Raw genomic sequence first — 20014 nt, forward strand, 5'->3', positions numbered from 1 at the left:
CGAGGAGCCGTGTCGAAGCCACTTGGTGACATCGACGACGCTGCTCGGCCAGCGGAGGGGCCCATCAACGGAAGCCGAGCACCTCGTCGCCCCACGCCTCCCAGATGTCGCCGTCGAGGTTCTGCACGACCCGGTCCTCGGCGTCGATGCGCAACACCGGGCGATGGCCGGTGTCGTAGGTCGGCCAGGGATCCCCGAGCGCCCCGGCGTCCGGCTCCTGACCGTGTGCGAATGCGGTCCACCGTCGGATCATCCTCTCCGACACCGCTTCTCCCTGCTTACGCCCGCCGAGCAGGAACGTGATGTCCTTCGGCCCGTTGCCCAGATTCCCCCACACGTACGGGACCTCGGTCGCATGGGCGGCCCCCAGACCGAGCAGCCGGAACATTCGCGTCGTCCAGTCGTAGCGGTAGACATAGACCGGCGCCGAACGCGCATGCGCCTCCGCGAGCCACAGCGTGGGCATGCGGAACGCCACGTCACGGGCCACGCCGAGTCCGGTGACCTTCGGGCGCAGACCGGAATACGCGGAGAGCACCTGCGCACGTTCGGGCAGGACGACGTCCGGATACTCCTTCGCCATCCCGGCGAACATGCGCTCGATGTCGGCGGTGGTGATCGGCATCAGCGGCGACTTCATGTACTTGAAGAGATTCGCCTCGTCGCGGTTGGTCCCGATGATCAGCGGCACCGGATGCGCCCGACCCGCGCGATAGACGTCGAGGGGATGTTCGGGCAGCAGATCGCCGTCGATGACCGGTGCGAACGCGATGGTCCCCGGCACCTCGGTGGGGACCTTCTCGAACAGGGTGGTGGTGATCGCCGAACAGGTCATGCCGTCGAGTTGTTCGAGACGCCCGACGATCTCGCCGGTGTCGAGTCCACCGGCGTCGATGCCGGCGGCCTCGAGCAGTTGGTCGGCGACCCGCGCGGCCCGGTCGGCACCGTACATCGACGTCACGGGCGAACTCTGCGCGATGGCCCGGCCGAAGAGCCCGGCCGCGGCCGGCATGGTGAGCAGCGCGGTGACCAGTCCCGCGCCCGCCGACTCGCCGAACACCGTCACCTTGTCGGGATCACCGCCGAAGGCGGCGATGTGGTCGCGGACCCAGCCTAACGCGGTGAGCACGTCACTGAGGCCGGCATTCGACTCGAACCGCGGGTCGATCGACGACAGGTCGGCGAACCCGAGCACACCGAGCCGATAGTTCAGCGTCACGACAACCACGTCGCCGGTGGCGGCGAGGTTCGAGCCCTCGTAGAACGGCTGGGCCCCCGACCCCAGCACGTAGGCGCCGCCGTGCAGCCACACCATGACCGGGAGTCCGACGGCGTCGTCGGCGTGCTCCGCGGCCCCCGGCGGGGTCCAGACGTTGAGGAACAGGCAGTCCTCGTCCATGACCACATCGGGACCGAGACGTACGGCGGGGTTGAGTTGTTGCGGGCAGACCGCGCCGAAGGTCGAGGCATCCACCACATCCTCGGGCGCATCGGCCTCCTCGAGGGGAATCGCACGGCGCCAGCGCAACTCCCCCACGGGCGGGCGGGCGTACCGGATGCCCCGCCACACGTCGGCCCGTTCCCCGGCGACCCCGCGGAAGGTGCCGACCCGGGTCTGGGCCGTTGGGCGGGTCCCGTCCGGAGCCACGCCGTCGGTCGGGGACGTCGAGTTGGCGGAGGTGCCCGGTTCGTCGTGCTTCATCCGTCCATCGTGCACCGTGAACCCGTTCTCGTAATCCAGAACTCGGCCGTGTCTGCTGGGTATGGTGACCGCATGGAGCTACTACGCAACGTCGTAATCTTCCTGCACATCATCGGCTTCGCCGTGACCTTCGGCGGCTGGGTCACCCAACTCGTGGCTCGCGAGTTCCGGTTCACCCGCGTGATGGACTACGGACTGCTGCTGTCCCTGCTGACCGGGCTCGCGCTCGCGGCGCCGTGGCCGGCCGGTATCGAGCTGAACTACCCGAAGATCGGCATCAAGCTGGTGATCCTGCTCGTCCTCGGCGGAATCCTCGGCATGGGCAGTGCTCGGCAGAAGCGCACCGGCGAACCCGTACCGCGCGCCCTGTTCTGGTCCGTCGGCGCCCTGTCCCTGCTGGCCGCGGGCCTCGCCGTCATCTGGTAGCCCGGGCCCGCGAGCCGAACCCGCGAGACGACAGACGCCGCGCACCGGAACAGGTGCGCGGCGTTCGTGCGTGGAGCCCCCTGTCGGGATTGAACCGACGACCGCTCGCTTACAAGGCGAGTGCTCTACCACTGAGCTAAGGAGGCGCGCGGGGCGAGTATATCGGCCGGACCGCTCCCGCTTCATCCGCACCCGGCGGACCGGCCGTGCCGCGATCAGCCCCGGAGGGCCGCGACCGCTTCGATCTCCACCAGCTGATCGTCGTAGGCGAGGACCGAGACGCCCAGCAGGCTGCCGGCCGGCTTGTGATCGCCGAAGGCCTCGGTCACCGCGTCCCACGCGACCACCAGATCGGCCTGCAGGTGTTCGGCGACGAAGACGGTGACCTTCGCGACGTCGCGCAGCGTCGCGCCGGACTCGATCAGCGCGGCCTCGAGGTTTCTCATGCACTGCACGGCCTGTTCGCGAACGTTCCCGGGTGCGACGGTGGCGCCGTCGTCGTCGATGGGGGCCGCACCGGCGGTGAAGACGAGACTCCCGGGACTCACCGTGGCACTGCGGGTGTGGCCGTCTCGCGGACCGTTGATCTGCACCGAGGACATGCCGCGATCGTAGACGAGTGGTCGCCGTCGTCACCCCGGTCACCGGCGCTCACCGCCGCTCCCGGCTCCTCCGCCGACCCTGCCGGAGTCGTCCGGACGGACGAGGTGTATCCAGTCTCCTGTCAGGGTTGAACCGGCCGGGCCCCGGTCACCCCGCGAGCACCCCACCATCGACCCGAGGAGGCCTGCTGTGCGCGAACAGATCGGCCGTGCTCTACGTCGTCTCACGGGCAGCCGTCAGGCGACGATCGACACGATCGAACCCGGCAGCATCATGGTGTCGCCGCGCAGGCCGATCGAACCGTTCGACGTCGCGGCGATCACGGAGGTGCTCGACCTCGCCACGAAGATCGGTGCGGTCCTGCTCGACTCGGGCACGGGCGCCATCGACACCCAGACGCAGATCAAGTTCGTCGCAGGTGTGTACGGCCTCGAGGACGTCGACGTCGATGTCACCTACAACACGATCGTCGTCAGTGCGCGGCGCGGCGCGACGCTCCCGCCGATCACCACGATGGAGCAGGTCTACTACCGGTCGATGGACTTCACGCGGCTCGCGCAGGTCGACCGGCTCGTCCGCCGCATCCGTGACTCGTTCATCAGTCCGTCGACCGCGCATCAGATGGTCGACGAGATCATCACGGCACCGCACCCCTATCCCCACTGGCTGGCCACGACCGCCTGGGGAATCATGGCGTCGGGCATCTCGGTGCTACTCGGTGGCGAGTACCTCGTCGCCGCGCTCGCCTTCCTGACGACCGTGGTGACGGTCACCGTCAACCGCTGGCTCAACCGCATCGGGACACCGGTCTTCTTCCAGCAGCTGACCGGCGGTTTCATCGCGGTGGTCCCGGCCGCCCTGGTCTTCGCCGCGGCCGAACGACTCGGTGTGCAGATCGCGCCGTCGCAGGTCATCGCGGCCGGCATCGTCGTGTTGCTCTCGGGGTTGTCCCTCGTCGGCTCGGTCCAGGACGCGATCACCGGCGCACCGATCACCGGTGTCGCCCGGTTCTTCGAGTTGCTGCTGATGACCGGCGGCATCATCGCCGGTGTCGGCGTCGCGATCCGAATCCTGGAGGCGGGCGGCATCTTCCTGCCCACGATCACCACGACCACCAGCTTCGAGGTCGTCGAACTGCCGATCCGGGTGGTCGCCGGCGCGGTCGCCGCCTGCGCCTACGCGCTGGCCAGCTACGCCGAGACGCGCGCCCTCGGCGTGGCGTTCCTCGGCGGTTTCATCGGCACCGCGGTCGCGGCGGCCTCGACGTTCACCGACATCGGCGACGTCATCGCCAACGGTCTCGCGGCGGCGTTCGTCGGACTGATCGGCGGCCTGCTGGCACGCCGCGCGTTGACCCCGCCGCTGGTCGTCGCGGTGGCCGGCATCACCCCGCTGCTGCCCGGTCTCGCGGTGTATCGCGGCCTCTACGGCATCCTCGGCGACCAGACGCTCGACGGATTCACCTGGATCGCGAACGCGCTGGCCATCGGCTGCGCCCTCGCTGCGGGGGTCACGCTGGGCGAGTTCGTCGCCCGGTCGCTGCGTCGCCCTCAGCTACCACCCCGTCCGGACTGGCGTCTCCGCCGCCGGATCGCCCTGCGCGAAGCCCGTGAGGCGCGGCAGGCCGACGCGGCCGCACGCCGGGTCCGGGCGAACCGGTGGCGGCCGCCACCGCCACGACGCTGACGCCGGACGGGTGGCCGTGAGCACCACCGATGTCCGGGTAGAATGCGGAGTCGGGCGTGTCATCGGACGGCCGCTCCAGTCAGCAACGGACCGAGACACCGCACGGCTGCGCCTCGTCACCGCGCACCGAACCGCACACCATGCCGCACAACGAGGGGACTCACATGCCCGCGAAGACCACCGACGCGACCGACATCACCGACGACGAACTGGAGCCGGTGGCCGACGAGACCGCCAACTCGGCGCGCCGAGTCGTCGCCGCGTACGCCACCGACGCCGACGAGTGCCGGATGCTGTTCGCCATGCTGGGGATCGCGCCGGGCGAGAACGCCTGAGCAGGTGGCTCCGCGAGCAGGAGAAACCAACCCCGACACCGGCGGAGTGACCGGCACCGACCGGTCCACCCATGACGGGGCCGAGTTCGTGGTCGTCGCGAACCGCCTGCCCGTCGACAAAGAGGTCCTTCCCGACGGCACGGTCAACTGGAAGCAGAGTCCCGGCGGACTCGTGACCGCGCTCGAGCCGATCCTGCGCGCCAACACCGGGGCCTGGGTCGGCTGGTCGGGCATCCCCGACTCCGATGACAACCCCGACATCGAGGGCATCGACATCCACGCGGTCCCGCTGTCGGCGCAAGAGATCGCCGAGTACTACGAGGGCTTCTCCAACGCCACCCTGTGGCCGCTCTACCACGACGTCATCGTCAAGCCCGAGTACCACCGCGAGTGGTGGAACACCTACGTCGAGGTGAACCGGCGCTTCGCCGAGGCGGCCTCGCGAGCCGCGGGCGAGGGGGCCGTCGTCTGGGTGCAGGATTACCAGCTCCAACTGGTGCCGAAGATGCTGCGCATGCTGCGGCCCGACGTCAAGATCGGCTTCTTCCTGCACATCCCGTTCCCGCCGGTCGAGCTGTTCATGCAGATGCCGTGGCGGACCGAGATCGTCGAAGGTCTGCTCGGCGCCGACCTCATCGGATTCCACCTGCCGGGTGGGGCACAGAACTTCCTCTTCCTCGCCCGACGCCTCGCCGGGCAGGCCACCAGCAAGGGCACCGTCGGCGTGCGCTCGCGCTTCGGCGTGGTGCAGGTCGGATTCCGCACCGTGCGCGTCGGCGCGTTCCCCATCTCGATCGACTCCGGGGAGCTCGACGCACTGTCCAAGACCCGCAAGATCCGGGAGCGCGCCGCCGAGATCCGCCGCGAGCTGGGCAATCCGAAGACGATCATGCTCGGCGTCGACCGGCTCGACTACACCAAGGGCATCGACGTCCGGCTCAAGGCCATCTCCGAGTTGCTGGCCGAGAAGCGACTCGATCCCGCCGACACGGTGATGCTGCAACTCGCGACGCCGAGCCGCGAGCGCGTCGAGAGCTACAAGCAGATGCGCGCCGGTATCGAGCAACTCGTCGGGAACATCAACGGCACCCACGCGACCGTGGGCCAGCCGGTGGTGCAGTACCTGCACCGACCGGTGCCGCGTGAGGAACTCGTCGCCTTCTTCGTCGCGGCCGACGTCATGCTGGTCACGCCCCTGCGCGACGGCATGAACCTCGTCGCCAAGGAGTACGTGGCCTGCCGGGGCGACCTGGGCGGCGCACTCGTCCTCAGCGAGTTCACCGGCGCGGCAGCCGAACTGCGCTCGGCGTACCAGGCCAACCCGTACGACCTCGACGGCGTCAAGGACGCGATCGAGGCCGCGGTCGAACAGAGCGAACACGAGGGCAGGCGGCGCATGCGCGCGCTGCGCAGGCAGGTCCTCGCCCACGACGTCGCGAAGTGGGCGGAAAGCTTCCTCGGCACCCTCGGCGCCGACTCCGACACCGAACTGTCGCCCAACCGGGGTGTTCATCTGGTGGACGAGCCCGAGTGAACCACACCGGGATTCCCGCCGAACTCACCGACGCGCTGGTCCGGGCCGCCGGCGTGGGGGTGCTGCTCGTGGCCAGCGATTACGACGGATGTGTCTCGCCGATCGTCGCGCGTCCCGAGGACGCCGTCCCCGAACCCGCGTCGATCGACGCGCTCGTCGCCGCCGCGGCACTTCCCGACACCGTCGTCGCCGTGGTGTCCGGCCGCGAACGGGCCGTGCTCGCGGAACTGTCCGGCCTCACCGCCCCAGTCGTGCTGGTAGGTAGTCACGGCAGTGAGTTCGAGTCCGGGTTCGCGGTCGAGGTCACCGACGAAGCGCGCGCGCTGTTGACCCGCCTGATCGACGAGTTGCGCGCCATCGCCGCGGAATTCCCGGGCAGCACCGTCGAGGTCAAACCGGCGAGCACGGTGTTGCACGTGCGCAACGCGTCGGCGTCCGACGCCGTCGCCGCGCTCGATCGCGCCCGCACCGGTCCGGCCTCCTGGCCGGGGGTGCACACCACCGAGGGCAAGGCCGTCCTCGAACTCGCGGTGATCGAGACCAGCAAGGGCCACGCCCTCGACACCCTGCGCGCGGCCGTCGGCGCCGACGCGGTCATCTATCTCGGCGACGACGTGACCGACGAGAAGGCCTTCGCGCACCTGCGTCCCCAGACCGGTGACATCGGCATCAAGGTCGGCGAAGGTGACACCGCCGCCGACTATCGCATCGCCGACACCGACGATGTGGCAACGGTTCTCGCGTTCGTGGCCGAGCAGCGGGCGCGGACGGCCTCGGCCGGTTAGGCCGGCTGCGCCGGGGCCGCGACGAGCGGGTCCGTCGTCACCGCCCGCCGGGCGCTCTCCCGAATCACCTCGTGCACGAAGCCGAGTTTGCGCACGACGGGTTCGGGGATGGTGAACGGATAGAGCGGGCGGCGTCCCATGGCCACGTTCACCCGGTTCAGCATGAGCGACAACCACTTCCAGTCGTACAGCAGCCGTTCGGTCGGCTCGTCGGCGTACGACCGGAGCGGCACGATGTCACGGTCCATGGTGAACCGGACCTGCTGCGCGTCGAGATTCAGCCCGGATTCCCGGGCGGTGTCGATGGTCCCGGTGATGTGGAGGTAGTGCGCGAAGCACTCCGCGAAGTCCTCCCACGGATGCATCGTGGCGTACTCGGAGATGTACGACTCGCGCCAGTTCTCCGGTGACCCGAACCGATAGTGGCGGTTGATCGCGTCGGCGTAGCTCGCGCGTTCGTCGCCGAACAGGTCCCGACACCGGTCGAGGTAGCGTTCCGCGCCCGGGCCGGTCTCGACGAGGACGTGTTCGTAGTAGTGCCCGGTCTCGTGGCGGAAATGACCCAGCATGGTGCGGTACTGCTCGCCGAGGTCGACCCGGAGGCGCTCCCGATAGGCGTCCTGGGTCTCGGCGAGGTCGATGGTCACCACCCCGCCCGCGTGCCCGATCATCACCGGCCGGCCGAGGGTCTGACTCGACAACAGGTCGAAGGCCAGGCCGCCCTCGGTGCGCCAGAACGGCTCCACCGGCAGACCCAGATCGACGAGTTGGTACACCAGCAGCCGCAGGTCGAACGATGCCGGCGCGAGCTTCTCGAGCGCGATGGTGTCCTCGGCGTCGGGCTGACGCCGGATCAGCGACTCGGGGAGACACCGACCCCGCAGGCCGATGCTGTCCTCGGTGACCTCGGCGAGCGTCAGCCAGTTGCAGTGCGTCCGATCCCGATTCACACACCACACCCACAGGGCGCCGTCGATCTCGACCCCCTCCTCGCCGACCGCGTACAGCGACCGCGACGGCAGGTGCACGCCCACGGTCGTCGCACAGTTCGGGCAGGTCTGACGATCGAAGCCCGACAACGCATTGCAGACCGGACAGGTTAGCGCATGCACGCGCTCACCCTATCCGGACGCGCGCATTCCCGTCGTCGATCGGAAGCTCGCCGCGCACCGTCGCCGTCACCTCGTAGGAGTTGAGGTTGATCGACCCGCGATGGTTGTCGAGGAACGCGGTGTCGGCGGCATCGCGGCCGGTCGAGATCCGCACCAGGCTCTGGCGTGGGGCGAGCCCGGTCGCGTCGACCACCACCCACTCACCGTCGACGATCGCCTCGGCGACGGCGTGGAAATCCATCGGCGAACATCCCGGGGCGTACACCGCGACGAGGCGGGCCGGGATGTTCAGCGCCCGCAGCAGCGCGACGACGAGGTGTGCGTAGTCGCGGCACACCCCCGCCCCGGCCAGCAGGGTGTCGGCGGCACCGTCGATGGGATCACTCGTCCCGGGGATGTAGCTGAGCCGGTCCGACACGTACTCCGCGACCTGGGTCAGGATCTCCCCGTCGGGCAGCGACGCGTCGAACTGTCCCGCGGCGAAGCCGAAGAACTTGTCGCACTCGGCATATCGACTCGGGCGCAGATAGGTCGAGCGGTCGGTGATGTCGACGGGCAGCGGATCGGCCGGGGTGAGGACCGACGCCCAGTAGTCGATGTTCAGGACACCCCGCTCCAGCTGGAGCCGGTGAATCCGGGAACCGTGCGGACCGATGATCTCTTCCGGCGTCACCCACTGGCCGTCGAACTCGACCTTGAGTTCTTCCTCCAATTGGAGGCCGGGCAATCGGGCGACGGTGATCTGCATCTCCAGTTCGGTGGGGTCGTCGACCCGCAGCTCGAGCCGTGCGGACACATCGCGGGGCAGCGTCATGGACACACCGTAGGGGATACCGGCGCGGACGGCAGCGGCAGGCGGGCCGACGGCCTGTCTACAGCGTCGCCATCGCCGCGATCGGATCCGCGTAGATGACGCTGAGCGCCACCACCACCGCTGCGCTCTCCTGCACGCGCACACCGAATCTCGACGGCGCGATCTCCAGCGGCCAGGTCAGGGTGGTCGCCTCGTCGAAGGCCGCCTGCACCGGCGCGAGCCCGTGCGGGTGTGCGGCGAAGGCATCACCGGCCACGACGATGGCATCGGGGTTGATCACATCCCGGATGAGCGCGACCGATTCGCCGAGCACGCGGGCCCGTTCGTCGACGATCCGGGCGGCCGTGGGGCTGATCCCCAGCCGACGCGCCGCGGCCTCCGCGGCGTCGTTGCCGATGACGTTCTGCAACCGGACCCGGGTGAGACCGGGAGCGAGGACCGGAGCCGTGACCGGCAGGTGCGCGATGGTGCCGGCCCCGCGTTCGGGTACGTGTATCCGGCCGTCGAGAGTCATTGCCATTCCCGCGGTTTCGCGAGCGTAGAAGAACAACCCGGAGCCCCCGTCGTCACGCGGGTGGGACAGGAGCAGTTCCGCCGCCGCCATCGCCTCGACGTGCTCACAGACCGATACCGGTGTGTCGAGGCGCCCGGCAAGTGTTGCGCCCACGGCGAGTTGATGCCAGCCCAGGACCCGGTGGTTCACCACCCCGGTCTCGGCGTCGACCGCGCCACCGACCGCGACACCTCCCCACAGCACCCGCCGCCCGCTGAACCGGGCGGCGAGTTCGGCGAGCAGTCCGCTGAGGTGCGCGAGCGCGTCCTCCTGATCGCCGGTCGGCGTCAGCACGGCGTGACTGTGCAGTGTGCGGCCGCCGAGGTCGGCGATGACGAGCACGGTCCGGCGGGCGCCGATGTGCATACCCGCGACGCACAGCGAGTCGCGGTCGATGGTCAGCGGATTCTTGGGCCGGCCAATCGCTTTCGGCCCGGCGAGATCGGGGCGTTCGACGACCAGACCGTGAGCGGCCAGCGCGTGCACCTGACGGTTGATGGTGGCCGGCGACAGACCCGTCGTCGCGGCGAGCTGATCCCGCGTCACCGGTCCGCCGACCCGGATCGCGTGCAGTACCGCCGCCGCCGGGGTGGAGGTCAGTTGCAGCGCCGCCGGGATCACTCCCCCACTCATGCGACGAATGTAGCAGCGCGGTCCGTAAGGTTGAGCCCATGAGCACCGACACCGCCTCCCAGTCGACGGACAACCGACCGATCGCCGTGGTCACCGGCGCGAGTTCGGGGATCGGCGCGTCCACCGCGCGTCAGCTCGCCTCGCAGGGCTTCCACGTGGTGCTGGGGGCGCGCCGGGTCGATCGGGTGACCGCGCTGGCCGACGAGATCGGCGGCACCGGAAGACAACTCGACGTCACCGACGAGCAGTCCGTGGCCGCCTTTGTCGACGGCCTCGACACGGTGCACGTGCTGGTGAACAACGCCGGTGGCGCCAAGGGTCTCGACCCGGTGTCGACCGCCGACCTCGACGACTGGCGCTGGATGTGGGAGACCAACGTGCTGGGGAGCCTGCGGGTCACCAAGGCGTTGCTCCCCGCACTCATCGCGTCGGGTGACGGCCTGATCGTCTCCGTCACCTCGATCGCGGCGTTCGAGGCCTACGACAACGGCGCCGGGTACACCTCGGCGAAGCACGCGCAGGGTGTCACCCACCGGACCCTGCGCTATGAACTCCTCGGGAAGCCGGTCCGGCTCACCGAGATCGCGCCGGGCATGGTCGAGACCGACTTCTCCCTCGTCCGCTTCGAAGGCGACCAGGAACGCGCCGACAAGGTCTATGAGGGCCTGACACCGCTCGTCGCCGAGGACGTGGCCGAGGTCATCGGGTTCGTCGCGTCCCGGCCGCCGCACGTCAACCTGGACCAGATCATCCTCAAGCCGCGCGATCAGGCCTCGGCCCGGCGGAACATCAAGACCGGCTAGCGGCTAGCGCGGGGCCGGGGCGTTCGAGGTGGGCGCCCCGCTGGGCGTGGCCGGGACCGAGGTCTCGCGGACCTCGCCCTTGATGGCCGACATGCCCTGCCAGGTCTCCCAGTCGTAGATCCAGTCGTAGATGTCGCCGTCGGCCTCCGACAACGCGATCCGCGTCCCGGTCACCTCCACCGGGTCGCCGTAGACCGCGACCCGGAAGTAGCGTTCGGCGTCGGCCTCCGACAGGTTGATGCATCCGTTGGTGACGTTCGCCGATCCCTGCACGTTCACGGTCGCCGGGTTCGCGTGGATGAACTCGCCGTTGTTGGAGATCCGCACGGCCCAGCGTTCGCGGATGTTGAAGTAACCCGCGGCCGGGTTGCTCATGAAGAACTCTTCGTACTTCTCGGTGACCACGTGGATGCCCGAGCGCGTGACGTTCCGGTCGAGGTCGCCGCCGCCGTAGCTGCACGGCAGCGCCATGAGTTCGACACCGTCGCGGAGCACCACGATCCGGTGCGAGGATTCCTCGGCCTTCACCACCTGGGCCCGCCCGATGGCGAAGTCGCTGGTCACGTCGGCCGCGCCGTACGCGCCGCCGCCGTGGTCGAGGCCGTACAGCTTGGCTGCCATGCTGACCTTCGTGCCGGGTGCGTAGTACTCGCGGGGGCGCCAGTGCACGCGGGAGCCGTTGTCCTCGCCGAGCCACGCCCACGACCCCTCGGTGGGTGGTGTGGTGGTGACGGTCAGCGCCCGCTCCACGGCCTCCTTGTCCTCGACCGTCCCGTTGAACTTCAGGATGATCGGCGCCGCTATGCCGACCTCCTGACCGTCGCCGATGTTCACGACGACGTTCACCTGACTCGACGGCTGCAGCGTGGTGAACGTCCCGGCGACCGGCACGACCTTGCGATCGAGACCCACCGCCGTTCCGCTCCAGGTGTATTCGGTGCCGTAACCGAGGGGCTCGCCGATCGTGTAGGTCGTCCGGTCCTCCGACAACTGACCCTTCACCACGACGCCGCGCGGGTTGGTCAGCTTCACGTCGGGGTTGAGGGAACCGTCGGTCGCCTTGACCGAGAACTCGGCGGTCGGGGTGGCCGGCTCGGCATCGAGGGCCGGGGTGAAAGTCAGGGTGACCGGCGGGTCGGCCGGTGTGTCGTCTCCGGGGCCGAGGCCGGAGCCGGAGCAGGCCGCCACCGCGACCCCGAGCGCTCCGACCCCGGCCGCGGCGAGCACGGAGCGTCGGTTCACCGAGGTCTGGGGAGTCATCACCGCAACAACAGTACCGATGCGCCGCCTCGCATCGGTGGTGTGCGGCCGCGGGGCAGGTGGTCAGGCGTCCGGGGCGTCGTCGTCGCGGGCCGCGCGTCCGGTTCGCACGGACGGCAGGTGCGCGCGCTCGCCGGCGTGGTCCATCATCGACAGCACCTCCGCCGGGCCCTGATACGCGCAGATGGCGTGCGGGATCATCGTCGAGAACTCCGCGGCGTCACCTTCGGGCACGAGGATCGTACGGTCGCCCAGCCACAGCCTCACGGTTCCCGACAGCACCGTGAACCACTCGTAGCCCGGATGGACGCGCAGGTCACCGACGGGTTGCTCGCGGTCGAACCGCATCTTCGCCACGGTGACACCCTGTGGGGCGTTCTCCCGCGAGAGCAGCCACATCGTCATGCCCTCCACCGTGTGCGGCTGGGGCCGGATCACGACATCGGTGTCGTCCGCGGGTTCGACCAGCTGATCCAGGGTCGTGCCCAGCGCGCGGGCGATCGGTACGAGCTGGTCGAGCGCCACCCGCCGATGCCCGGTCTCGATCCGACTCAGTGTGGACGGCGACAGACAGCACCGGGCGGCGAGCGCGTCGAGCGTCCAGCCCCTGGCGATGCGGAGGCCGCGGATGCGCTGGCGGACGACCGCGTCGAGTTCTTGCGTCATTGGCAAGATGCTATGCCATCCGGGCATGGCGGCGCTACCGTGGGGTCATGACCAGCACGCACCATCCCCATCCGACCGCCGGACATCACGAGCACCCGAACCACACCGACCACCACAACCACGCCCGGCTCGCCGCGGTCCTCGACCTCGACGCCGAGCTCATGGCCGACTACCTCGAGGACGCCGCCCGCCTCGTCGCCGAGGTCCTGGGGCGCGTACCCGCGCGCATTGCCGATCTCGGGGCGGGGACCGGGACCGGCACCGAGGCACTCGCCCGCCGCTTCCCGCACGCCTCGATCCTGGCGGTGGACGGGTCGTCCGACATGGTCGCGCTCGTCGAACGACGCGCACGGGAGGGCGGTTTCGACGATCGGGTGACCGCCGTCGTCGCCGATCTCGACGACGGACTGCCGCCGCTCGGAACGCCCGACGTCGTGTGGGCGGCGATGTCGCTGCATCACGTCGCCGATCCGCGGCGCCTGTTGCGGGAGGCCGCGACCTCGCTCGGACCGGAGGGCATCGTCGTGATCACCGAGATGGCGGGCGTCCCGCGTTTCGTCCCCGCCCACGAGGACGCCGAACTGCTCGGGCTGCAGGACCGCTGCCAGACCGCGGCCGCCGGGGCCGGGTGGGAGGCGCTCGTGGACTGGACCGACGCGTTTCACGACGTCGACTACGAGGTACTCCGCGCCGAGACCGTCCACGTCCGGCGCAGCGACCCGAGCCCTTCGGTCGCGCGGTACGCCCGGCACTGGTTCGCCCAGTTCCGGCACCGTTTGGCCGACGCCCTCGATCCCGCCGACCTCGCCCTGCTCGACGACCTGACCGAGGCAGACGCGCGGAATCGTCTCGATGACCTGACCCTCGCCGCCGGACGACTCCTCTGGGTCGCCCGGCCGCGCACCTCCCCCATTCCCACCTCCGAGAGCGAGCAACGATGACCAACTCCTCATCCGCCCAGAAAGACTCCCTCACAACCGAATACGACGTCGCCATCGTCGGCGGCGGAGCTGCCGGACTCAGCGCCGCGACCGTCCTCGCGCGATCACTGCGCAAGGTCGTGGTCATCGACGCGGGGCAACCGCGCAACGCACCGGCGGCCGGCGCCCACAATGTGCTGGGGCAGGACGGGATCGCACCCCTGGAGCTACTCGCCCGCGGTCGGGCGGAGGCGACGGGATACGGCGCCGAGATCCGTTCCGGCACAGTCGTCGACGCGGCCGGCACCGTCGACGACTTCACCCTGCGGCTGTCCTCCGGCGAGGTCGTCGCGGCCCGTCGCCTCATCCTGGCGACCGGCCTGGTCGACGAACTCCCCGACCTCCCCGGCGTCGCGGAGTTGTGGGGACACGATGTGCTGCACTGCCCGTACTGCCACGGCTACGAGGTCCGCGGAACACGCATCGTGCAGATCGCGACGAGCCCGATGTCGGCGCATCAGGCACTGATGTTCCGCCAGCTCAGCGACCGGGTGACCGTGGTCGCGCACGATCCCGACGCCCTGTCGGACGACGACCGGTCGCACTTCGCCGCGGTCGGCATCGACATCGTCGACGCCCGCGTCGAGCGCGTCCGGACGCGCGCGGAGAACGGTTCTGCCCACCTCGACGGCGTGCTCCTGACCGACGGCACCGTGGTCGAGGCCGACGCGGTGGTCGTCTCGCCGCGATTCATCGTCCGCGGCGACCTCTACGAGCGACTCGGCGGCACCCTCGACGACGGCCCGATGGGCGGGTTGGTCGGGACCGGCCCGATGGGCGAGACCGCGTTGCCGGGCGTATGGGCGGTGGGCAACACCACCACCGTGCACGCGATGGTGACCGTCGCCATGGGCGAGGGCGTGTCCGCCGGTGCCGCGGTCAACGCCAGCCTGGTCATGGCCGACCTCGACGCCAAGGTCTCCGCCCTGGCGTGACCGATGCCGGTACGCAGATCCGCGGCCGCCGCCTACTCGGGGAATCCGTCGAGCACGGCGGCCGACGCGGACAGCCCGAGCCGGGTCGCCCCCGCGGCGATGAGCTCAGCGGCCGCCTCGGCGGTCCGGATGCCACCGCTCGCCTTGACTCCCACCCGGTCGCTCACCGCGGCGCGCATCAGTTGCACCGCCTCGACGCTCGCGCCGCCCGCCGGATGGAACCCGGTCGACGTCTTCACCATCGACGCACCGGCCCGCTCGGCGCGGCGGCACACCTCGGTGACGGTGTCAGGCCCGGCGAACTGCAGCAGCGCGGCCGATTCGATGATCACCTTCAGGAGGGTGTCGTCGCCGACGGCCTCCCGGACGGTCAGGACGTCGGCGAACACCTCGTCGAACCGGCCGTCGACGGCCGCACCCACATCGATCACCATGTCGATCTCGTCGGCCCCGGAGTCGACGGCCAGACGCGCCTCGGCCGCCTTGACCAGCGAGTGGTGTTTCCCTGACGGGAACCCGGCCACGACACAGGTCCGCAGTTCCCCGGTGTCGATCGGCAACATCGACGGCGAGAGGCAGACGGCGAGCACCCCGAGTCGTGCGGCCTCGGCGACCGTGGCCTCCGCGTCGGCCCGGGTCGCCTCGGGTTTGAGCAAGGTGTGGTCGATGATGGCGGCGACGTCGCCGCGTCGCAGGTCCTTGTTCGTCACACCGACGAGCTTGGCACACTGACTGTCGTGGCCCCCGCACAGACGATCCCGACAGACCAGACCGAGCGCCGCTACGTGCTGACGCTCGGCTGCCCCGACCGCACCGGCATCGTGGCGCGGATCTCGACCTTCCTCACCGATGTCGGGGGCTGGATCACCGAGGCGGCCTACCACTCCGACGAGGAGACCGGGTGGTTCTTCACCCGCCAGGCCATCCGCGCGGATTCGGTGTCGTCGACCGCGGACGAACTGCGCGCGCGCTTCGCGTCGGAGGTGGCCGCCGAACTCGGACCCGAAACGGATTGGCGCCTCACCGATTCGCGAGAGACGAAGTCCGTGGTCCTCCTGGTGAGCAAGGAGACCCACTGCCTCATCGACCTGCTCGGACGTGCACATCGTGGAGAACTGCCGGCGGCCATCCGGGCGGTCGTCGGCAACCACCGCGAACTGGAAGACCTGGCCACTCGGTTCGGCATCCCGTTCCACCATGTTCCGTTCGAGAGTGAGCGCAAGGCCGAGGCCTTCGGCGAACTGGGGCGGATCGTCGAGGGTTACGACCCCGACGCCGTGGTGCTCGCGCGCTTCATGCAGATCCTGCCGCCGCAGCTCTGTGACGCATGGGCCGGGCGGGCCATCAACATCCACCACAGCTTCCTGCCCAGCTTCGTCGGTGCGCGGCCCTACCACCAGGCCTTCGCGCGCGGGGTCAAGCTGATCGGAGCCACCTGCCACTACGTCACCGCCGACCTGGACGCCGGACCCATCATCGAACAAGACGTCGTCCGCGTGGACCACAGCGACTCGGTCGCCGACATGGTCCGCCAGGGTCGCGACATCGAGACGCTGGTGCTCAGCCGAGGCCTGCGGTGGCATCTCGAGGACCGGGTGCTCGTCCACGGACGTAAGACCGTCGTCTTCAATTGAGGGCCCCACACAGCGAACCGCCCCGCGACTTCCGTCGCGGGGCGGTGCCAAAGTCTGGGCACTCAGCCGGCGGGGGTCTCTTCCTCGCCACCGAGCGAACCGGTGACCAGGTTGCCGATGATCTCCTCGATAGCGCCGGAGATGCCACCCTCGATTGCGTCAGACATATCTGCTCCCTTCGTCATCGGTGAGATTGTTCGTCGATCACCGTCCGCTCTCACCCGTGCGTCGGCTCGACGCCGACGTTACATATACATTTCGGGAATGTCTCCCCTATCAGCGAAACCCGCCTTCGCATATCGCAACAATCGGACCCACGAAAACAGCGTCATCCCAGCTGAAAGCGCAACATTGCCCGAATTGAAATCATGGGAAATCGAATGTGAACACCCTTGAAATGCATCGAAAATGCAACGTGCGGGTGCCTGCGTCGAATCTCGACTCGGCCCAGAAACAGTTCAGCAGTTGATGCCGTCGGGGCCATCAACTGCTGAACCGGTGGTGAGTCGGGCCGATTCAGGTCTCCGAATCGCTGCCGCCGAGCGAACCGCCGCCGATCGAACCCGCGTCACCGAGCCCGCCGATGATCGCCTCGACGGCACCTCCGATCGCACCCGCGAGACCGCCCTCGACTATGCCTGCCATATCCGTCTCCTCTGATGATGGTGAGATGCCAGAGTGTCGGTCGCGCGTCTCACCTGGTCACACGACTCGGGGGCGACGTTACAGACCGATCACGGTATCGTCCTGCGATATGAATAATTCTTGGTTTGGGTTCTCAAATGCCGTTCTAAACAACACATGAATCTCGCGCGGAATTCACCCGACCGGGAACATTCGCGGGGATTTCATGGTGGCATGGATCAATGGTCAGCATTCACGCGACCGGGACTCGATCACGGTCGTTGACGGCCGCCGACCGCCCGCTAGCACTCGACCTTCTCGCGGGGGGAATGCAGGAGGTCCCGGTCTATCGATGGCTTCTGGGCGAGAATTCCCCGCCCGAAGTGTTCCGGTGGTACGGCGACGTCCTCTTCACCGATCTGCTGCCGGGCCTGCGCGGCCTGTTCGCCACCACCGGGGAATTGACCGGACTGATCGCGGTGGCGGGCCCCGATCATCGGACCCAACCGGTCGACGACGAACTGGCGAACCGTACACGCCATTTCGTGGCCGCCCTGGATGGTTTGATTCCACGATTCCGTGAACTCCAGGAGAAATCGCGTGCGCTCGCGATCGATTCCGCCCACAGCATCGTGTTCGCGCTCGTCCACCCGGCCCATCGAAGGAACGGCACTCTCGCGGCAATGCTCGAACCCGTCCTGCAAGAGGCCCTCGGCGCGGGGTCGCCGGTCACCGCCAGCACGGCCGACGCCCACATGGTCGACGTGTACGCACGGAAATGGGGCGGCCGGGTCTACGGCGAGTTCACGCTGACCGACGGTCCGACGGTCTGGTTCCTGACCGTCGACCCGCCGCCGGCGGTCTGAGTCCCGGTCAGACCGAGCAACCGCCCGACTGGCTCTGCGACGAGGTGCCGGTCATCTCACTGGTCAGCTGCACGTCCGAACCGCTGATGGCGAACTCGAGCCCGCTGTCGGTCACCTCGAGCGAGTCGACCTGCACCTCGTCGAAGAACGGGCCGAGCGACGACGTCGTGATCTGGTCGACGATCTGCTGCGCGAAGTCCGGCGGGATGCCGAAGACCAGGGCGCTGGCCTTCACGACCTCGAAGTCGACCCGGCCGTCGTTCAGCACCGGTTTGATGGTCGCCGACACCGGCACCTGGAAGACCATGACCGGGAAGGCGGCCTGCACCTCGAAGGTGCCGTCGGCCGCATTGCCGGTGATCTGCTCGACCGCGCCGACGCCACCGGTCGGGGTGCCGGTGCTCTGACCGGACGCCCCGGCCTGCTCCTTGCTGAGTTCGACGATCCGCTCGTAGGGGATGAAACCCGTGCCGTCGAGACTCTGGATGTCGGTGGAGTTCTCGGTGCCCGAGATTCCGTCCGCACGCATGTGCAGACGGACGCCCCCGGCACTGTCATCGGTGTCGACCTGTACGAACGGGATGTCGCCGCTGCCCTGCAGGAGGATCGGCTTACGGCTGAGCGACACCTCGGTCGGCACGCCGGTCAGCCCGCTGAAGGATTCCTCGAGACAGTTGGTGACCTTGTTGCGCAGGTACAGCTCGCTGCCGACCGCGGCGATGACCGCGAGGAGCAGCACACCGACGACGCTGAGGGCGACGATCTTGCGGGTGCTCCGCTTCTTGCGCGGGGAGGTGAGGACCGGTCCGCTGCCGGTGGAGTCGGCGGGTCCCGGAGGAATCGGTCCCGAGGCGGCCGTCCCGGCCCCGTACGGGTCTTCGCCGGGCGCGAACTGCGAGGTGGGGGGCTTGGCACCGCCGATGGTGCCGGTGTCGGCGTCGGACGGCGGGATGGCCGAGTAGGCCTGTGCTCCCGGGACGATCGGTTCGGTCGCGAACTGCTCGGTCGCGGGCGGCTCGCCCTGTTCGGTGCCGGACACCGGACGCCATTCGTCGCCCTGGCCCGTCGACGTCGGCTCACCGGTCGTACCGGGCTGGGAGGGGTCGCCGGCATGCGGATCGATCTTCGCGGTCTCGTCGGCGTTGTCCCCGGATGAGGAATCGGGGCGGGGCGTGTTGCTGTCGCTCATGGGTTCCGTCCTGGGTCGTCTGACTCGCGGAGCCGCGTGTGGGCCGGCGTCACGTCGTTGTCCGTCTCGCCGCCGACCGGCAGTGGGCGCTCGTTGGCGAGGACTGCCAGTTGCGTACGGGCTTGGTCGACCAGTGCTAGGTCGAGGTCGTGCACGTCCACCCGGATGCTATCCGGATACGCGGCGACCAACGTACCGAATGGGTCTGTGATTTGGCTGTGTCCGATTCCGGTCGGCGCACTCGACGACGCGGCCGCCTCGTCGGTGGGAAACGCCTGGTCGACGGCCACGACGAAGGTCGTCGAGTCCAGCGCTCGGGCCGCGGCGAGCACCTCCCACTGACGCAGTTTGCCCGGTCCTGAGCCCCAGGACGTGGGTACCACGATCACCTGGGCGCCCTTCCGTGCGAGGTGGGTGAACAATGCGGGGAATCGGATGTCGTAGCAGGTGGCCACGCCGACGGTGACGTCGCCGACCGCGAAGGTCAGCGGCTCCGCTCCGGCGGCCACGTTCTTCGACTCGGTGAATCCGAAGGCGTCGTAGAGATGGATCTTGTGGTACCCGCGGCGTGTCCCGTCCGGGTGTGCGACGACGACGGTGTTGCGGACCCGGCCGTCGCCGGCAGGCGTGAACATCCCGGCCACCACCGTGACCCCTGACGCCGCGGCGACGTCGGACACCCCGCGCGCCCACGGACCGTCGAGATCCTCGGCGACGGGCTTCAGCGGCACCCCGAACCGGCACATCGTGGCCTCCGGGAAGACGACGAGCTCGGCGCCGCGCGACGCCGCGTCCGCGGTGACCGCACGCACCGTCTCGAGGTTGGCGGTGGGGTCGTCGGTCGAACTGATCTGGGCCATCGCGACACGCATGA

The 20014-nt window shown here is 69.1% G+C and carries 21 protein-coding genes and 1 tRNA gene; 10 read left to right on the top strand and 12 right to left on the bottom strand.

The window, feature by feature from the left end:
* Positions 1-64: 64 nt before the first annotated feature.
* On the bottom strand, positions 65-1702 hold the full coding sequence (locus KB201_RS09460; protein WP_175401152.1) for a carboxylesterase/lipase family protein: 1638 nt from the start codon (positions 1700-1702) through the stop codon (positions 65-67).
* A 72-nt stretch (positions 1703-1774) separates the two neighbouring features.
* Here KB201_RS09460 and KB201_RS09465 point away from each other — a divergent pair, with 72 nt between their 5' ends.
* Positions 1775-2128, top strand: coding sequence for a Fe-S protein (locus KB201_RS09465; protein ID WP_065631513.1), 354 nt, complete (start codon positions 1775-1777; stop codon positions 2126-2128).
* Between the two features lie 71 nt (positions 2129-2199).
* On the opposite strand, the gene KB201_RS09470 is transcribed toward KB201_RS09465, so the two are convergent.
* Together KB201_RS09470 and KB201_RS09475 are read right to left on the bottom strand one after the other, a co-directional pair.
* Positions 2200-2274 (bottom strand) — tRNA-Thr (locus KB201_RS09470).
* Positions 2275-2343: 69 nt separating this feature from the next.
* Positions 2344-2730 carry a RidA family protein gene (locus KB201_RS09475; protein ID WP_078111682.1) on the bottom strand — a complete coding sequence of 129 codons (387 nt, stop codon included), beginning with the start codon at positions 2728-2730 and terminating at the stop codon, positions 2344-2346.
* Between the two features lie 190 nt (positions 2731-2920).
* Here KB201_RS09475 and KB201_RS09480 point away from each other — a divergent pair, with 190 nt between their 5' ends.
* The 4 genes from KB201_RS09480 to otsB all read left to right on the top strand — a co-directional run bounded on the left by KB201_RS09480 (position 2921) and on the right by otsB (position 7071).
* On the top strand, positions 2921-4417 hold the full coding sequence (locus KB201_RS09480) for a threonine/serine exporter ThrE family protein (RefSeq protein WP_078111683.1): 1497 nt from the start codon (positions 2921-2923) through the stop codon (positions 4415-4417).
* 164 nt (positions 4418-4581) lie between these two features.
* Entirely contained in the window at positions 4582-4752 is a 171-nt protein-coding gene (locus KB201_RS09485) for a hypothetical protein (protein ID WP_165630609.1), read from the top strand.
* Positions 4753-4798: 46 nt separating this feature from the next.
* On the top strand, positions 4799-6286 hold the full coding sequence (locus tag KB201_RS09490; protein WP_058251252.1) for a trehalose-6-phosphate synthase: 1488 nt from the start codon (positions 4799-4801) through the stop codon (positions 6284-6286).
* On the top strand, positions 6283-7071 hold the full coding sequence (otsB, locus tag KB201_RS09495) for a trehalose-phosphatase (protein WP_058251253.1): 789 nt from the start codon (positions 6283-6285) through the stop codon (positions 7069-7071). The genes KB201_RS09490 and otsB overlap by 4 nt, the downstream gene beginning before the upstream one ends.
* On the opposite strand, the gene KB201_RS09500 is transcribed toward otsB, so the two are convergent.
* The 3 genes from KB201_RS09500 to KB201_RS09510 are packed head-to-tail and all read right to left on the bottom strand — an operon-like array spanning position 7068 to position 10183.
* Complete coding sequence (locus KB201_RS09500; protein ID WP_211539032.1) at positions 7068-8183, bottom strand: putative zinc-binding metallopeptidase; 1116 nt, start codon at positions 8181-8183, stop codon at positions 7068-7070. The genes otsB and KB201_RS09500 overlap by 4 nt on opposite strands.
* Positions 8184-8187: 4 nt before the next feature.
* Entirely contained in the window at positions 8188-8997 is an 810-nt protein-coding gene (locus KB201_RS09505) for a transglutaminase family protein (RefSeq protein WP_078111686.1), read from the bottom strand.
* Between the two features lie 58 nt (positions 8998-9055).
* Positions 9056-10183: an ROK family transcriptional regulator gene (locus KB201_RS09510; protein WP_078111687.1), complete on the bottom strand. Its 1128-nt coding sequence runs from the start codon at positions 10181-10183 to the stop codon at positions 9056-9058.
* Positions 10184-10221: 38 nt separating this feature from the next.
* Between KB201_RS09510 and KB201_RS09515 the strand changes: the two genes are divergently transcribed.
* Positions 10222-10986 (top strand): SDR family NAD(P)-dependent oxidoreductase, encoded by a 765-nt coding sequence (locus tag KB201_RS09515; protein WP_078111688.1) that lies wholly within the window; start codon positions 10222-10224, stop codon positions 10984-10986.
* A gap of 3 nt (positions 10987-10989) precedes the next feature.
* Here the strand turns inward: KB201_RS09515 and KB201_RS09520 are convergent, their stop codons facing one another.
* Complete coding sequence (locus KB201_RS09520; RefSeq protein WP_068972262.1) at positions 10990-12246, bottom strand: Ig-like domain-containing protein; 1257 nt, start codon at positions 12244-12246, stop codon at positions 10990-10992.
* A gap of 63 nt (positions 12247-12309) precedes the next feature.
* Positions 12310-12912, bottom strand: coding sequence for a helix-turn-helix domain-containing protein (locus KB201_RS09525; protein ID WP_211539034.1), 603 nt, complete (start codon positions 12910-12912; stop codon positions 12310-12312).
* 47 nt (positions 12913-12959) lie between these two features.
* On the opposite strand from KB201_RS09525, the gene KB201_RS09530 reads away from it, so the two are divergent.
* Together KB201_RS09530 and KB201_RS09535 are read left to right on the top strand one after the other, a co-directional pair.
* Positions 12960-13853, top strand: a complete 894-nt coding sequence (locus KB201_RS09530) for a trans-aconitate 2-methyltransferase (protein WP_078111690.1) — start codon at positions 12960-12962, stop codon at positions 13851-13853.
* Entirely contained in the window at positions 13850-14827 is a 978-nt protein-coding gene (locus tag KB201_RS09535; RefSeq protein WP_065631523.1) for an NAD(P)/FAD-dependent oxidoreductase, read from the top strand. The genes KB201_RS09530 and KB201_RS09535 overlap by 4 nt, the downstream gene beginning before the upstream one ends.
* Before the next feature lie 32 nt (positions 14828-14859).
* Here KB201_RS09535 and deoC read toward each other — a convergent pair whose 3' ends face one another.
* Entirely contained in the window at positions 14860-15537 is a 678-nt protein-coding gene (gene deoC, locus KB201_RS09540) for a deoxyribose-phosphate aldolase (protein WP_211539042.1), read from the bottom strand.
* Positions 15538-15564: 27 nt separating this feature from the next.
* Here deoC and purU point away from each other — a divergent pair, with 27 nt between their 5' ends.
* Positions 15565-16461 (top strand): formyltetrahydrofolate deformylase, encoded by an 897-nt coding sequence (purU, locus tag KB201_RS09545; protein ID WP_078111691.1) that lies wholly within the window; start codon positions 15565-15567, stop codon positions 16459-16461.
* Positions 16462-16977: 516 nt separating this feature from the next.
* On the opposite strand, the gene KB201_RS25055 is transcribed toward purU, so the two are convergent.
* The gene (locus KB201_RS25055; protein ID WP_264186680.1) at positions 16978-17106 is read right to left on the bottom strand and encodes a hypothetical protein; all 129 of its coding nucleotides are present in this window, start codon (positions 17104-17106) and stop codon (positions 16978-16980) included.
* A gap of 221 nt (positions 17107-17327) precedes the next feature.
* Between KB201_RS25055 and KB201_RS09550 the strand changes: the two genes are divergently transcribed.
* Positions 17328-17951 (top strand): hypothetical protein, encoded by a 624-nt coding sequence (locus tag KB201_RS09550; protein WP_078111692.1) that lies wholly within the window; start codon positions 17328-17330, stop codon positions 17949-17951.
* Between the two features lie 7 nt (positions 17952-17958).
* On the opposite strand, the gene KB201_RS09555 is transcribed toward KB201_RS09550, so the two are convergent.
* Positions 17959-19140 (bottom strand): DUF2993 domain-containing protein, encoded by a 1182-nt coding sequence (locus KB201_RS09555; RefSeq protein WP_078111693.1) that lies wholly within the window; start codon positions 19138-19140, stop codon positions 17959-17961.
* Positions 19137-20012, bottom strand: a complete 876-nt coding sequence (locus tag KB201_RS09560; protein ID WP_078111963.1) for a carbon-nitrogen hydrolase family protein — start codon at positions 20010-20012, stop codon at positions 19137-19139. The genes KB201_RS09555 and KB201_RS09560 overlap by 4 nt, the downstream gene beginning before the upstream one ends.
* Positions 20013-20014: the final 2 nt, after the last annotated feature.

The sequence above is a fragment of the Gordonia sp. SCSIO 19800 genome (assembly GCF_018132775.1).
GTDB lineage: Bacteria > Actinomycetota > Actinomycetes > Mycobacteriales > Mycobacteriaceae > Gordonia > Gordonia hongkongensis.

What these genes read in the sequence shown, in the direction of transcription:
- KB201_RS09475 (WP_078111682.1), bottom strand. Translation starts at nt 2,730, where the DNA reads ATGTCCTCGGTGCAGATCAACGGTCCGCGAGACGGCCACACCCGCAGT.
- KB201_RS09460 (WP_175401152.1), bottom strand. Translation starts at nt 1,702, where the DNA reads ATGAAGCACGACGAACCGGGCACCTCCGCCAACTCGACGTCCCCGACC.
- KB201_RS09555 (WP_078111693.1), bottom strand. Translation starts at nt 19,140, where the DNA reads ATGAGCGACAGCAACACGCCCCGCCCCGATTCCTCATCCGGGGACAAC.
- KB201_RS09505 (WP_078111686.1), bottom strand. Translation starts at nt 8,997, where the DNA reads ATGACGCTGCCCCGCGATGTGTCCGCACGGCTCGAGCTGCGGGTCGAC.
- KB201_RS09485 (WP_165630609.1), top strand. Translation starts at nt 4,582, where the DNA reads ATGCCCGCGAAGACCACCGACGCGACCGACATCACCGACGACGAACTG.
- KB201_RS09510 (WP_078111687.1), bottom strand. Translation starts at nt 10,183, where the DNA reads ATGAGTGGGGGAGTGATCCCGGCGGCGCTGCAACTGACCTCCACCCCG.
- KB201_RS09525 (WP_211539034.1), bottom strand. Translation starts at nt 12,912, where the DNA reads ATGACGCAAGAACTCGACGCGGTCGTCCGCCAGCGCATCCGCGGCCTC.
- KB201_RS25055 (WP_264186680.1), bottom strand. Translation starts at nt 17,106, where the DNA reads ATGGCAGGCATAGTCGAGGGCGGTCTCGCGGGTGCGATCGGAGGTGCC.
- KB201_RS09515 (WP_078111688.1), top strand. Translation starts at nt 10,222, where the DNA reads ATGAGCACCGACACCGCCTCCCAGTCGACGGACAACCGACCGATCGCC.
- KB201_RS09535 (WP_065631523.1), top strand. Translation starts at nt 13,850, where the DNA reads ATGACCAACTCCTCATCCGCCCAGAAAGACTCCCTCACAACCGAATAC.
- KB201_RS09465 (WP_065631513.1), top strand. Translation starts at nt 1,775, where the DNA reads ATGGAGCTACTACGCAACGTCGTAATCTTCCTGCACATCATCGGCTTC.
- KB201_RS09550 (WP_078111692.1), top strand. Translation starts at nt 17,328, where the DNA reads ATGGTCAGCATTCACGCGACCGGGACTCGATCACGGTCGTTGACGGCC.
- KB201_RS09530 (WP_078111690.1), top strand. Translation starts at nt 12,960, where the DNA reads ATGACCAGCACGCACCATCCCCATCCGACCGCCGGACATCACGAGCAC.
- KB201_RS09520 (WP_068972262.1), bottom strand. Translation starts at nt 12,246, where the DNA reads ATGACTCCCCAGACCTCGGTGAACCGACGCTCCGTGCTCGCCGCGGCC.
- KB201_RS09560 (WP_078111963.1), bottom strand. Translation starts at nt 20,012, where the DNA reads ATGCGTGTCGCGATGGCCCAGATCAGTTCGACCGACGACCCCACCGCC.